Origin of the sequence: Candidatus Flexicrinis affinis (genome assembly GCA_016716525.1) — a bacterium.
GTDB lineage: Bacteria > Chloroflexota > Anaerolineae > Aggregatilineales > Phototrophicaceae > Flexicrinis > Flexicrinis affinis.
The window spans coordinates 15,220-29,975 of sequence record JADJWE010000009.1; the positions used below are offsets into that span (position 1 = coordinate 15,220).

8 protein-coding genes are annotated in these 14,756 nt (G+C 63.4%); 3 read left to right on the forward strand and 5 right to left on the reverse strand.

The features are described from left to right. Positions 1 to 127: 127 nt before the first annotated feature. From IPM16_19260 to IPM16_19270, 3 genes are all read right to left on the reverse strand, one after another. On the reverse strand, positions 128 to 652 hold the full coding sequence (locus IPM16_19260; GenBank protein ID MBK9125241.1) for a flavodoxin: 525 nt from the start codon (positions 650 to 652) through the stop codon (positions 128 to 130). Positions 653 to 793: 141 nt separating this feature from the next. Further along, positions 794 to 2,107 carry a hypothetical protein gene (locus tag IPM16_19265; protein ID MBK9125242.1) on the reverse strand — a complete coding sequence of 438 codons (1,314 nt, stop codon included), beginning with the start codon at positions 2,105 to 2,107 and terminating at the stop codon, positions 794 to 796. A 100-nt stretch (positions 2,108 to 2,207) separates the two neighbouring features. Continuing rightward, positions 2,208 to 3,116 (reverse strand): hypothetical protein, encoded by a 909-nt coding sequence (locus tag IPM16_19270; GenBank protein ID MBK9125243.1) that lies wholly within the window; start codon positions 3,114 to 3,116, stop codon positions 2,208 to 2,210. Positions 3,117 to 3,241: 125 nt separating this feature from the next. Here IPM16_19270 and IPM16_19275 point away from each other — a divergent pair, with 125 nt between their 5' ends. Further along, positions 3,242 to 5,185 (forward strand): hypothetical protein, encoded by a 1,944-nt coding sequence (locus IPM16_19275; GenBank protein MBK9125244.1) that lies wholly within the window; start codon positions 3,242 to 3,244, stop codon positions 5,183 to 5,185. 17 nt (positions 5,186 to 5,202) lie between these two features. Here the strand turns inward: IPM16_19275 and IPM16_19280 are convergent, their stop codons facing one another. Both IPM16_19280 and IPM16_19285 read right to left on the reverse strand, forming a co-directional pair. Further along, positions 5,203 to 6,861 carry an undecaprenyl-diphosphate phosphatase gene (locus IPM16_19280; protein ID MBK9125245.1) on the reverse strand — a complete coding sequence of 553 codons (1,659 nt, stop codon included), beginning with the start codon at positions 6,859 to 6,861 and terminating at the stop codon, positions 5,203 to 5,205. An 84-nt stretch (positions 6,862 to 6,945) separates the two neighbouring features. After that, entirely contained in the window at positions 6,946 to 7,803 is an 858-nt protein-coding gene (locus tag IPM16_19285; protein ID MBK9125246.1) for an aminotransferase class IV, read from the reverse strand. A 329-nt stretch (positions 7,804 to 8,132) separates the two neighbouring features. Here IPM16_19285 and IPM16_19290 point away from each other — a divergent pair, with 329 nt between their 5' ends. Together IPM16_19290 and mgtE are read left to right on the forward strand one after the other, a co-directional pair. Next, positions 8,133 to 12,827: an alpha-hydroxy-acid oxidizing protein gene (locus tag IPM16_19290; GenBank protein MBK9125247.1), complete on the forward strand. Its 4,695-nt coding sequence runs from the start codon at positions 8,133 to 8,135 to the stop codon at positions 12,825 to 12,827. 500 nt (positions 12,828 to 13,327) lie between these two features. Continuing rightward, complete coding sequence (gene mgtE / locus IPM16_19295) at positions 13,328 to 14,728, forward strand: magnesium transporter (protein MBK9125248.1); 1,401 nt, start codon at positions 13,328 to 13,330, stop codon at positions 14,726 to 14,728. Positions 14,729 to 14,756 lie beyond the last annotated feature (28 nt).

Consider the following 14,756-nt stretch of genomic DNA (forward strand, 5'->3'; position numbering starts at 1 on the left):
GAGACAACACATAACGCGGTCTGCACACGGCATCAGACGTCACGCTGTGCCGCGCGCAGGCGCACGAATACCTTGCTTGGCTGTTTGCTCTAGAACGCTGCGTTCTGTGTTTCAGAACGTGTCCCGGCTACCGCTCCGGCACCAGAACCTTCAGCGCGGCTTTGATGCCGACCGCCCACTCATGAATGGCGTCCCAATCGCGATAGTCGCCCAGCGGGGCCTTGACCATGCGGATCGTCGCGCGTTCGATGAAATTCAGGTCGGCGGGATCGAGCTTGCCGTGGAACACCACGATATCGCGCACGCCGATGCGCTCCGCCACTGCCCGCAGCGCATCGGGAAACTCCCAGCCTTCGAGCGTCTCTTCAGGGTCGCCCCCGCCGGTTGGGCCGCTGGAGAACAACCAGACGGGCCGGTTACGCAGGTCGGGCTCGAAATTGATGAGCAGGTCCGAGGCGCTGCCTTGCCAACGGCCGATATAGACCGCGCTGCCAATAATGGCCGCATCGTATGACCGGATTTCGTGGACGGTGTCTGCCGGACGCACGTCGACTTTGATGACGCCGGGTTCCTCGATCGCTCTGCCGATGGCTTGCGCAATCCCTTCTGTCGCGTGGTGCTTTGAGGCGAAGGCGACAAGGACGTTTAGCATGACGGTCTCCTTCCGCATTTACCTGTCACTTGAATCGTCGGACCGAAGCTGAATCGGGGCTAGTGACAGGCGTCACAAACGATTGGACGGAATGTAACGGCCGCCGGATCGAAGATGTCACGGCGGCCGCCGTTCCCGGCGTCATGGCCGATTAGGCTCCTGATCCGCGGGTTCTTCGGGCAGGTCCGCCTCAGCGTCCGCCTCCGGCAAGTCCGGGCTTGCCTCGTCTTCCGCCATATCGTCCAATTCGAGTAGATCCGCGTCTGCCGACGGTGGTGCGGGCGTACCCGGCTCTGGCTGCGGGGCCACCGGTTGAGCAGGCGGCATGGTTAGGATGTCCGGATTGCGGGCGAAGTCGGTCAGAAACGCCTCGGCGCTGGTCAGCCCACGACCGGTGTCAAGCGTGCTGAGGACGCCGGCACCATCACCGCCGATGACTTTTCCGGCGAGCGCCGTGACGACCTTCTCAAAGAACCAGTCGCTGAACGCGACCAGCCATGCGATGACCAGAAATACGGTCATCCTGCTTGGGTCCGTGGCGGCGGGGGCGCTCATATCGCTTCCGAACACGAATAGGCCGACTTGCAGCGCCAAATAGGCGAATGCGGCCGTCAGCATGCCCAACCACGGCTTGGTAGCGAACCAAACGGTATGCCCAGGCAGCAGGTTGAGCGGCCCGACCCGGATATAACGGTAGAAGCACGCCATCGTGCCGCCGATCAGCCCGACGGCCAGCACGGCGTACGGAAGCTGCAGCACCGGAAGCTGCGCGTTTGCGGGCCCGGTCAACGACCACAGCGCGACGATCCCGTACGCGACTAGCAGTGCCGGTATGACAAGGTGCGTATATGGCTTGTTGGCCGCCAGCTCGTCCTTGACCGCGCTCACCGTCACATCCAGCGCGACGACTTGCAATTCGTGTTCGAGGTCGCGGAACTGATCGCGTAGTCCCTGTAATGTCTGTGCGTCGAGCGTACGGTCGAGGCTCTTCTGAAGCACGTTCGTCTTGTCAGCGATGGCGCGGAGTTTGCGGTCGGCCTCCTGCTGGCTGGTTCCGATGCACTCGGCGAGACGGAGCAGCGCCTGATGATGGAGCAGGCGCGCTTTCGTGAGCAGGGCGGCGGCCTCCTGCTGGCGCTGTGCGGCTTCCGTATCGGGGGTCGGGGCGTTTTCTACGGGTGGCGGGGCGGGCGCGACGGGAAGCGGTACGTCGGCGCTTGTGGGCCTCGCCGGTGTGACAACGATCGGGCGGGCGCGGCTTTGGGCCGCATCGATAAGGGCCCGCGCGATGGTCTCGCGGGATGGAGGCGGCGAAACAAACGCAACCCGCCCCTGTTGAAGTTCTACGTTTGGCGTGCTTGCGTCGAACAACGCCTGCGCACCGATTTCGCGCAGGGCGTGCTGCACCTGCGCCCGATCGCTCTGGACAACCGGCTTGTCGATGACATCGACCATGGTTCACCTCCTTTGACGGGCTGAGGCGATACCCGGCTATCGCTTATTTCCATTGTAAGCCGGTTTGTCCGGCGGTTCGGTCCAATCAGATCGATGCGGCCTACGTTACGCTTGTGAGCACCCTCAGGAGCAGGTCGCGTACTTCCGCCATGACCGTGGCTTTGTGCAGGTCGAGGTCGTCGGAGAGGCCGAGCAGCGATGCAAAATCATCGACGTGTTCGGCCATGTGATCACGCAGGTAATGCACGGCGCCGTCGTACAGCCCGTGCTTGAACGCCGGCATGAATTCGAGCGCGTAGTCGCGGTCCCACGGCGCGCGCAGGGCGTCGGGCAGCGCCTCGAACGCCGCGATAAACGCGTGTGCGCCAGTCTCGCCGTCGAGGTCCCAGATCTGTCGATACAGGCGGTGGAGTTCGGGCCAGTCGGCGAGGCGTTCCGGCATGCGCATGATGCTCGAGAGCAGCACGCCCTGAGTCATCCAGTGCGCGGCGACGGCGTACTTGTCGGCGATCACGCGCGCGTTGAAGATGGCCTGCAGGGGCGCGACATCGTGCTGGGCATCCAGCGCGCCGAGGCCGTAGTGCACGTAGTGAGACGCACGGCGCATCAGCCACGCGCGGTCGGCCATCCTGGCCCGCACTTGATCGGAGACACGGGTGAGTGTGCCGTCGCGGTCGGTGTGGACGATGCAGCCCCACAGCGCCTCGACCGGAGTCACGCCATCGTCGTCATGCAGGGCGGGCGGGGTGAGCCAGTCGTCGGGCGTCGAGGCCGTCAGCCAGTCGATCGGTTTGAGGTCGATTTCCCAGTAAGTGTCGCCGACCACGCCGTCGAAGAAATCGTCGCCGGCCGGATCGGACGCGGTGAACGCCCACAGGTCGACATCCGAGCCGTGCCAACTCGTGCCGCGCGCGACCGACCCGGTGATCGCCACGGCGACGACGTCAGACCGGCCGGCGTACTCGTCCGCCTTGGCCGCCGCGACCTGATACAAACCCGTCGAGGACATCGTGCGCTCCGGGGAAATACCAACTTTGCTGACGTGATTGTACCGCGGGGAGGTCTGGGCGTGGGTTTTTATGACATCAGCACGCTCCCGACTTACAATAAATTGCAGGCGTTAAGGAGTGAACGATGCGATTGCTAGCCGCTGTCTTGGCATTGTTGGTTATGGGCACGCAGTTGGTCGGTCAACCGACGTCGTTTGACGACTACCTGCGTACTCTTGACGCGGCTCTAGCGCTGGCCGACTCGCACACCCTCGACAGCGCCATGCTGGCAGAGATCGTGCCGCGTGAAATCAAGGTCCGTTTCGGAAATGCGCCAGCGTTTGCAGAACTGTCCGACGCGACCATTTCCGAAGCGTCCGACCAAATCTCATGGCTGTTCGATCAGACCGAGTTTGCATACGAATGGTCTGAGGCACGGGTTCGAGTATGGCTGAAGACTGCGCCAGGACCGACCGAGATCGATCTCGAGCGCCACCCCGGCATCGATGCTTCCATGGCGCTGTACGACTTCGAGGCGGACGGCGTTCCAGAGTTGGTGCTGGATTGGTATTCGTTTGGCACCGCTTACTTCGTCGCACGCTGGGACGGGGCGAAATGGTCTCCGGTGAGCGTTCCGTTGCCCATTACCGTCACGAACGAGACCATTCCAGGTATGACGCTGACCGGTCTAACCGAGTCGGGATTTGGAGATATCAATGCTGACGGATTGCCGGAGTGGCGCGTTTCTGAGAACGGATACGTGAACTCTGGCAGCCTCCACATTCTGGCTTGGCGTAGAGGCGGACTGATTCCCCTCGTCGAACCGATCAGATACCCTTCGTACAATATCGGTGTCGACACACAGTTCACTGAGGATCTAATCCGCCAACGTGTGTCGTTTGGCGATACATGGGGCTGCGAGTGGGTTGATGAGGCACGATATCGTTGGAACTCCGACATGGACCTCTATATTTGGGTCGGTGTGTCTCGGGGTTACGCACAATCGTTCGGCTGCGCTGTTCGGTTTGCTGAGCAGGCTCACTGGGCCGGAGCGATCGATGCAGCGGCCGAACTCTATCGCCTCGCAATGCTGCGAGCCGCTGAAGACTCTGATCCTATCGACACCGAGCTTTACCAATACGCTCATCTGCGGGCGGCGATCGCGTTTACGCTGAGCGGTCAACATGACGCCGCAACCGAAGCGTTAAGTGCGGTAGAGCGCGGAAACACACAGTCCGAATTTGTCGCGCGCCTGTTCACTGCCGTTGATAGCAATGTTCCTGACGCGTATCGGGTATGTGCGGCGGTGTTTAATGTCTTTACGCGTGAATGGCCAGCATCGCCTGATGGATACTACGACGCAGTGCCAACGGAACTGATCGTCGGGAATGTGGTTGATTATCCCAACCCCTTACCAATACATCGCCTGCTGCCAACGCCGGCGCGTGCCGGCTGTGATGTCGACCAACTGATTAACTCTCGTCTGGGGTACACGGTGATTAGTCCAAGAGTCGACCCCGCGATCCGGATAGCTGAATACGGCTTGGTGGTTGATGACGCCCGTCAAGCGGATATTGACGGCGACGGATCCGACGAATGGATAGTCTGGCTGAGTGCCGATGTCCCGGCACTAATTCTCAAGCCTACCGCGAACGGATCCTATTCAATTGATCGACTCCCTATTGCACGGGTTTCAGCTGAGCAGCCGATCATTGTGCCGACTTCGACACCACAACTCCAGATTGACCACAACATGTTTGCGAGTCTCGCTCAATGTGAATTGGGCTCATCGTGTGATATGAGCGACCCCAAGTCGGTGCTGGCGATTCTCCAGGATCTAAGCTATCCATGGTATCCTGCGCGTCACGCGTTGAGCCGGGAACGGCTTGACCGTGCAACCGCCGCCGCTATTGAGGTGAAAAGCGCGGCTGAGTACCCCCTGCGCTATACATTGGGATTGATTCTCACCGAAGAAGGCAATCCTGATGAGGCCATTCTACAGTTCGAGACGATTGTGGAGCGTGTTCCCGATTCAGTGTGGGGCGTTTTGGCCGCCTTGCACATCGCTGGAGGCAGCAGCGATGATTAAGGTTGCATGCCCGCCAGCTAACCGCCTATTTCGACGGGTTCCGCCGGCTGGGATACCGTCTCGCCCTTGAGGTACGACACCACCGACGCGCCGAGCGTCTCGTCCAGCGCGAACAGGTCGATCCCGTGCGTGCGGCCCGGATACGTGAACAGCGTCAGGTCGTCCCCGGCAAGTTCGACGATCTCGTCCATGTCGCGCGACGGGTAGCGGTCGCGGTCGGCATACGCGATCATCACCGGCAGGTCGGCGGCCAGCGCGTCCTCGATCGATACGTTGTAGTAGTTCAGCGCCGGCGAAAGCGCCACGGCGCGTGGGCACGGATCGTACAGGTAGCAACCCTCGACTGCCAGCACCGATCCCATGCTGCTGCCCAGCATCGACACCGACTGCATCCCCGGCTGATCGTCCAGCCAGCGCGCCCACGTCTGCACGTCGGTGAGGGCGGCCTGCCAGTTGATGCGCCCGCCGGTGCGCCCGTAGCCGCGCAGGTCGATGGTCAGGACGTTGAAGCCGGCCTCGTTGAGAGGCTCGACCAGAAACGCCCAACTGCGCTGGGTCGTATACAGCTGATGGATCAGCAGTACGGCCGGCGCGTCGGCATGCGGCGCATACAACGTCCCGCGCAGGATCAACCCGTCCGCCGCCGGAGTCTCCACAAGGGAGCCTGCTGACGCAGGCAGTGCTGAGTGCTGAGTGCTGAGTGCTGAGTAGAAACCGCCCATTGCGGCAGTTCCCCCTCGCCCCTTGAGGGAGAGGGGGCTAGGGGGAGAGGGGACAAGGTCAAGTGCTGAATAATCCGCGCCCAACACGTCAATCTCCCCTCGCTCTGAGGGAGAGGGGCCGGGGGTGAGGGTTTCAGCCGCCGCATTCGCCTGCCCCGGCACCGCAAACAGGAACAGCACCACGATACCTGCCGCGATGCGATACCAGCCGAACGGCGTAAACGTGTTGCGCGAGACGTAGCGCAACAGCCATCCGACCGAGAGAAATGCGAAGATCATGCTCACCACCGTTCCAACCGCCAGCAGTCCAAGCTGATCGCCGTTGATCTCGTCGAGACTGGTCGCCAGTTCGATGAGTGCAGCGCCGCCCAGCACCGGGATCGCCAAGAAGAACGAGAAGGCCGTCGCCGCTTGCCGTGTCAGGCCGACCGCGAGGCCGCCGAGGATCGTTGCGCCGGAACGCGAGACACCCGGAATCAACGCAAGCACCTGCGCCACGCCGATCAGAATGGCTTGCCGAAGAGTCAGCGCCTCGTGCGACTCGGTCTCCGGCGCTTCGGTGCGCGGGCGCCGTTCGATCACGATGAACGCGATACCTCCGACGATTAGCGCGAGTGCGACCACCACCGGCGTGAACAGCGTCTCTTTGATCCAGCCGCGCAGGGCAATTCCGATTACCCCCGCCGGCACGGCGGCGATCACGATCGTCAGCCACAAATTGCGCACGGCCGGATTGGTCGTCACGGTGCGTGCCTGCCGGATCAGCTCGGCGCGGTAGAACCACACGACGGCCAACACGGCGCCGATCTGGATGAAGATCTCGAACGTGCCCCCGATCGCGTTGAAATCCAGCACGTTCGACGCGATGATGAGGTGTCCGGTGGACGACACCGGCAGAAACTCGGTCAGCCCCTCGACAATGCCGAGGATTACCGCTTTGATCAGGTCTTCCACGCTCGAACGATCCTAATTGGGCCGCGCACCTCGCATTGTAGCGCAGGGATGCGCGCATTCAACCGCGGCCTGCCAATGCGAACCCTACGCGCGTTCCGGTTCCAGCGCACCGGGGATCGGCTCGCCGGTCAGCGCACCGAACAGGCCCATCAACTTGCGCGTGCGCAGGCCCGGCTTACCGGACGCGATGATCGACTCGTCGACCGAGACCACCGGCATCACCTGCTTGTTGCTGGATGAGATGAACGCTTCATCGGCGGTCAGCAGTTCCACGATCTTGAGCGGGCGTTGAATCACCCGGAAGTGCTGCTCTGCGAGATGCAGCACGACCGAACGTGTGATGCCGTTGAGGATCGAGACCTCCGGCGTGACCAACGTTTCACCGAAGAACGCGAACAGGTTGGTGGTCGTGCCTTCCAACGCGTTGCCCTCGCGGTCGACGTAGATCGCTTCCACCGCGTTGACCTTGGCGGCGCGGCGCAGGGCTTTGATCGCCGGGATGTAGTTAAGCGTCTTGGCTTCCGGGATGTAGCGTTCGATGCGTTCGGTGATGATCTTGATGCCGTCGAGATAGTGGCGCGGGTTCATCACCTTCAGCGGCGTGACGAACACCAGCAGGCGCGGATCGTCTACCGGCGTGATACCGTCGAGCGATTCGCCGCCGGTGACCACGATGCGTACGTTCGATTCGGGGTAGCCGTTGCGCTTCACGGTCTGCATGACGATGTCGGCGATCTCGTCGTCGCTGAACGGAATCGGCAGTTCGATAAACTCGGCCGACCGGCGCAGGCGCGCGATATGTTCGGCCAGCTTGAACGGGATGCCGCCGTAGCTGCGCGTGAAGTCGAACACGCCGTAACCGCGCAGCACCGCCAAGTCGGTGGCGGGGATCAGTGCGTCGCGTTCATCAACGAACTCGCCGTCGATGTAGTAGATGCCCATGCGTTGAACTCTCCCATGTCGGTGCTGCTATTTTAGCGGACTTGGCGGCGCGGTGAATTGTCGGAATGTACCCAATTCGCGGCCGTTCGTTACGCGGAACGACTTCCGGGACTGCACAAGGCCGGTGGCCGTGCGACTCATCGGGCGCTCAGGTTGAGTTTGGCACGTTGCATAAGGTGCGGCTAAGGATTCTCGGATACCCTGTCCGTACCGACCTAGCCGCCGATTAGTTAAAGTGGCTGTATCCCAACGCGCCGAACTTGTGAGCTTTGATCAACTGCGGCGCGTTTTTCGCCCGTTTACCAAGTGCCATCGGGGGAAATAGCCAAATGACCGATTTCCACGATTCCCCGTCTGTTGACACCGCATCGCTCGACTTGCATCGTATCGACACGCAGGAGCGCGACGCCTGCGCCCTGATCTGCGCCGTCCGCAAGGGTGGCGAACCCACCCACGGCAACGTCAAGCGCACGATCGAGGCGCTCGCCCGCATGGGCCACCGCACCGGCTATATCGACGGCGAGGGCGACGGCGTCGGCATTTTGACCGACATCCCGCGCGAGCTGTGGGCGCGTCGCCTTGTGCAGCACGGCCTGCGCTCCTCGCTGGCGACCGACCGCGGTTTCTGGGTCGGCCATCTGATGATCGCCGCCAAAGACAAACCGCGCGCTCAGAACCTCGTCGATCGCATCGTGCGCATGATGACCGACGCGGGTCTGCACGTCATCTTCGATCAGCCGGGGCAGGTCAACCGTACCGTGCTGGGGCCGAGCGCCGAAAAGCACGAGCCGGTGTTCTATCAGCTCGCCGGCCTGAACGGCGAGGTGCCGCTGACCGAATTGGACCGCGTGCTGTTCGATCTGCTCAACCGCATCGAAGGCGACCTCGGCGTGCACTTCGCGTCATTGTCGGCGCACAGCGTGGTCTACAAGGTGCAGGGCACGGTCGAGATTCTGCGCCGGTACTATCCGGAACTGCGCGACCCGCACTACGCCAGCACGGTCACGCTCGGCCACGCGCGCTACAGCACCAACACCAACCCGATCTTCGAGCGCGCCCAGCCGTTCGGACTGCTGGGCCACAACGGCGAATTCAACACGATCAGCCGCTTCCGCATGGAAGCCGGTATGCTCGGCGTCGACCTCAGCCCGAACAACTCGGACTCGCAGGATGTCGACCGCTTCGCGCATGCGCTGTGCGCCAAGTTCGGCTTCGACCTGATCGAGGCGATGACGTACATATTCCCGCCGTTTGAGCACGATCTTCCGGGCGAGTCGGCGGAGATGCGCGAGATGGTCGACGAGGTGCGGCGCACGTTCGGGCCGTTCGCGCAAGGCCCGGCGGCGGTCGCGGCGCGCTATGCCGACCTGTGCGTGTTCAGTGTCGACGCGCTCGGCCTGCGCCCGTTGTGGTTCGGCGAGACCGACAAGGAATTCTTCGCGTCATCCGAGCGCGGCGTGTACACGCTCGACTCGATGATCCGCGATGCCAAGCCGCTGGCCCCCGGCGAGAAGATCGCCCTGCGCATCAAGCGCGGCCAGCCCATCGAGGTCTACGATTACGCCGCCATTCTGCGCCACGTGTACGGCCGTCACCGCGAACGCCTCGGCCTGAACGGGAACGGCAGCACGCGCGCGACTGGCGAACACTTGATCACCGGCGACTTCACGCAGTCCGGCCCGCGCCCAAGCCCGACCGGCGGCACGGCCCTCAGCCCGTCGTTTGCGCCCGCCGCAACGCTCGAACAGCTTGAGTCCGAGGTCGCGCTGGCCGAACCGGCCCGTCAGTGGCCGTGGCAGGGGGGCGGCGCGCCGGTCAACACCGTCACCATGGCGGCGATGGGCTGGGAACGCTATCACGTGTCGGTCGTTGACTCGCTGGTCGAAAGCAAGAAAGAGCAGGTCGGGTCGCTGGGCTGGGACGGGCCGCTGGCCGCCATCAGCCATACCCGCGTCAATCTTGCGGACTACTTCAAGGAGACCGTAGCAGTCGTCACCAACCCGGCCATCGACCGCGAGCGCGAAGCGGCCCAGTTCAGCGTTCGCGTACTGGTCGGGTCGCGCCCCAGCTTCGGTGAAGCCCTGCGCGAGGACGAACTGAGCGTCGTGCTGCAGACCCCGTTTTTGACGGGCGGGCATGCGATCCTCGGCGACCTTGACGAAATGCGCGAAGCCGCCAATAAACACGGCACGATGCCGATCGAAGACCTGCTCGCCGTGTTTGGCGAGCGCATGGCGATTATCGACATGGCCGCCGCCCCGCACGAGGCGGTCGAATCGGCATTGGAACGCATCCGCGCCGAGGCCATCGACGCCGTGAAGCGCGGCGCGCGCTGCATTCTGCTGGACGACAGCGCGGTGATGGACGGCACGCGCCATTGGCTCGACCCGCTGTTGGTGACAGCCACGGTCGACACCGCCCTGCGCGAGACCGACCACGGCGACCGCAATTTGCGCCGGCTGTGCGGGATCGTCCTGCGCAGCGGCGCAATCCGCGACTTGCACGACGTGGCGATGGTCGTCAGCCTCGGCGCGAACGCGATCAACCCGTACATGATGTACGCCGCCGGCCTCGGCCTTGCGCCCAAACCACCACGCGAAGCGATCACGTCCGACGCGATCATCGACGGCTTGTACCGCATCATCAGCGTGATGACCAAGGGGCTTGAAAAGGTCACCAGCACGATCGGCTGTCACGAACTGCGCGGATACGGGCACAGCTTCAGCAGCGTCGGCCTTGCCAAAGGCATCGCGGCGCAGTTCGACATGCCTAACTACTTCGGCAGCGACATCCGCGGCCTGACGTGGACGGACATGAAGGCGTGGGCCGAGGAACGCGCCGCCGACTTGCGCGGCGAGACCAAAGCCATGCTGTCGAACCCCGACCGTTTCTACCCCAAGATGTGGAAGAAGGCCGAGGACGTCGCGCACGGCGAGATGTCGCTCGAACAATACACGTCCGAACTGATGGCGCTGGAGGACAAGCAGCCTGTCGCGCTGCGCCACATCCTGCGCATCAAGCCGGCCGCCAAGCCGGTAGACCCGTCCGAGGTCGACATCACCATCGGGGGTCACACCATGCCGGCGCTGATCAGCGCGATGTCGTTCGGGTCGCAGGGCGAGCTGGCGTACAAGGCTTACGCCGAAGCGGCGCACCGCCTGAACATCATCTGCGTCAACGGCGAGGGCGGCGAACTACCCGACATCATGGGCAAATACCGCAAGAACCGCGGCCAGCAGGTCGCCTCGGCGCGTTTCGGCGTCAACATCGAGTTCCTGAACTCGTGCGACCTGATCGAGATCAAGATCGGGCAGGGCGCGAAGCCGGGCGAGGGCGGCCACCTGCCGGGCTTCAAGGTGACCGAGCAGGTCGCGGCCGCACGGCATACCATGCCGGGCGTCGACCTGATCTCGCCGTCGAACAACCACGACCTGTACTCGATCGAAGACCTCGCGCAGCTGATCGAGGAACTCAAGACGGCCAACCCGCACGCGCGCATCAGCGTCAAACTGCCGGTCGTGCCGGGGGTCGGGATCATCGCGGTCGGCGTGGCGAAGGCCGGCGCGGACATCATCGGGATCACCGGCTATGACGGCGGCACCGGCGCCGCCCGCGCCCATGCGCTGCGGCACGTCGGCTTGCCGACCGAGATCGGGATTTGGCTGGCGCACCGCGCGCTGATCGACAGCGGCCTGCGCGATCAGGTCGAACTGTGGGCGGACGGCGGTATGAAGTCGGGCCGCGATGTCGTGAAGATGCTGTGCCTCGGCGCCAACCGCGTCGGGTTCGGCACGCTGGCGATGGTGGCGGTCGGCTGTACGATCTGCCGCAAGTGCCACGAAGGCACCTGCCACGTCGGCATCACGACCCACATCAAGACCCGCGAAGAAGCGGCACTCAAGGGACTCAAGTCGTTTGAACCGCGCGAGTTCGAGATGGCGGTCGAAGGCATCGTGCGCGTGTTTAAGATGCTGGCCGAGGACATCAAGCTCTGGACGGCCAAGCTCGGAATCACCAAGGTGACCGATCTGGTGGGCCGTGCCGACCTGCTCGAACAGGTCGAGTGGCACAGTCGTATCGACCTGTCGCCGCTGCTCAAGCGCGTGCAGGTCAAGCCGCGCACCTCCCCGCTCAGCGGTGGCCCACGCCTGACCCGCCCGCGTAACACCCTCAGCAAGCAGATCACGCAGGTGGTCGCGGAAGTCGTCTCGCACGGCGAATACGAGATGACCTACGACGACGAGCAGGTGATGGCGATGGACCGCGCGCTCGGGACGCACCTCGCGGGCGCACTCAAGCGCAGCGAACACGCCGGCTTCGAGCGGATTCATGCGGCGCACCTGAGCTTCAGCAACTCGGCTATCCCCGGCAACGGGCTGGCGGCGTTTATGGACGCGCCGATGGACGTGATGGTCGAGGGTGGCGCGCAGGACGGCGTCGCCAAAGGCGCGCGCGGCGGCACCCTGACGATCCTCAAAGGCTTAAACCACTACGGCCAGCGCCTCGACGGCTCGGTCGGCAAGAGCTTTGCCTATGGCGCGATGGGCGGCCTGTTCATCGTACAGGGCAACGCTGACACCCGTGCGTGCATCCGCCTCAGCGGCGCCGACATCATCTTTGGCGGCGAGGTCACCGAACCGCTGCGCGACGACCTCGGCGGTTTGGCGACCCGCGCCAACCTCAAGGGCTACGCCTGCGAATACATGACCAGCGGGCGTGTGGTGATCCTCGGCGATCCGGGCCCGTGGCTCGGCGCGGGCATGACCGGCGGCGTCATCTATCAGCGCATTCAGCCCGAATTGGGCCTGACGGTCGAGGCACTCGAACGCCGGCTCGCGGCCGGGACGTTGGTCGAGGTTCAACCAATGGACGAGTACGGCGCCGAGGACGTGCGCGAACTGCTCGGCCACTACATTCAGGTGCTGGAGAACAACAATCAGGCGGAGGCCACCGAGAATCTGTATCCGCTGCTGGCCAACCCGCTCGCGCATTTCGTGAAGATCGCGCCGCGCCTGAAGCATTAAACCGACTCGAGCTTCCGCGGCATCCCTGAGCGTGCCCCCGCTGCCCCAGACCGGCGGGGGCGCTTCGTTTCTCAGAGATCCCTTGACCGCGTTTCTGCGGACGTAGTTGGCCCACTTGCGAGAGAGCCAACCTGCGTTATACTGAGCGTTACCCCATATGGGGAAATTAGGGAAAGAAATGTCGCCAGACAGTAGTACCAACACTGACGAGAGCACGCCGCGCTTAGCCAGCGGCGGTTTCGGCATCTAAGCCCCCTCCCCGTACTTCACGCGCGTTGGGAAGGGCCTGCCGAGGCCGCCCGCGCGTTGTCTGCCCTCCGATCAGCACTGACAGTTGAATGCCGCGAAATGGTGTCACGGTCGTTTGGCCGGGAGCCTGCGCGGTGGTAGCGGCGTAACCGTCAGGATCTACGTCGTGTACCGTTCATCCGTATGGTTGTCTGGGTTTGCGCGCCGCGCAGCCCGGCGATCGTGTGTAATCGCAGGAAAGGGGCAGACCGATGCAGGAACTCGAGACCCTCGCTGCCGATATGACCGAGCTGTCGCCCGACGCGCTGGACGAGCGCGTAACGGAACTGCTCGACGACGGTCACTTTGAAGAGCTGCGGACCCTGTTGGCCGATGTGTATTCGCAGGACATCGCCGATGTCCTCGAGCGCCTTGACGACGCGACCGAACGCTACGCGGTCTTCAGCCAGCTTCAGCCGGATGTTGCTGCCGAGGTGCTCGACGAGGTCAGCCGGTATACGGCACGCCAACTGCTCCAGCGCATGCCGGCGTCCACCGCCGGAAGCCTGCTGCATCGCATGGAGATGGACGATCTGGTCGAGATTCTGGCCGACGAGCTGGAAGACCGGCAGGACGAGATTCTCGCCCAGATGCACCCGACCACGGCCAAAGAAATCCGCGACCTGCTGACCTATCCGGAGGACAGCGCCGGACGTCTGATGACGCGCAAGTTCGTGAAGGTCAATCAGGACATGACCGCGGCCGAGATCCTCGCTTTCCTGCGCAAGACCAACGAACGCTACGAGACCGTCACCGATATTTACGTGACCGACCCCGCCAACCGCCTGATCGGCGTGGCGAGCCTGCGGCAGGTGGTCATGGAGAAGCCCGGCACGCAGATCAAGGAGTTCATGGAAAAGGAGCCCGAGACGATCCTGCCGACCGCCACGGCCGAAGAAGCGGCCCGCCGCCTCGGCCGCTACGATTTCCTCGCGCTGCCGGTCGTTACGCCGGACGACAAGATGCTTGGCATCATCACCGTCGACGACGCTATCGACGTGCTGACCGCCGCGCAGACCGAGGACATCCTCGGCATCGGCGGTTTACCGGGCGAGGCCAGCGCCGCGCCATATTTCACTGTGCCGATCCTGCGCGTGATCCGCCAGCGCTTCGTATGGTTGATCCTGCTGTTCATCGGCGGCAGCATCACCGCCGAAGTGCTGCAGTTGTTTCAGAATGAACTCTCCACGGTCGTTGCACTCTCGTTCTACATCCCGCTGTTGATCGGCACCGGCGGCAACACCGGGTCGCAAACGGTCACGATGATCATCCGCGGCATGACGATCAACGACATCCGGCAAGGCGACCTGTTCCGCGTCATCCGGCGCGAGCTGGTGAGCGGGGTGATCCTCGGCTTGCTGCTCGGCGTTGTGGCGTTCCTGCGTGTGATCGTACAGGAGGGCGGCGGCAATCCACTGCCATTCGTAGTCGCTGCCGCCGTGATCGCCGTGTGCGCGTGGTCGAACGTGATTGCCGCGGTGATCCCGATGATCGCGCGCCGCTTCAAGATCGATCCGGCCCTGATCAGCGCCCCGCTGATTTCGACCACCGTCGACGCCACCGGCCTATTCATCTACATGCTGGTCGCCAAGGCGATGTTGGACGCGATCTAGGGACCAGTTGTCAGGTGTCAGATATCAG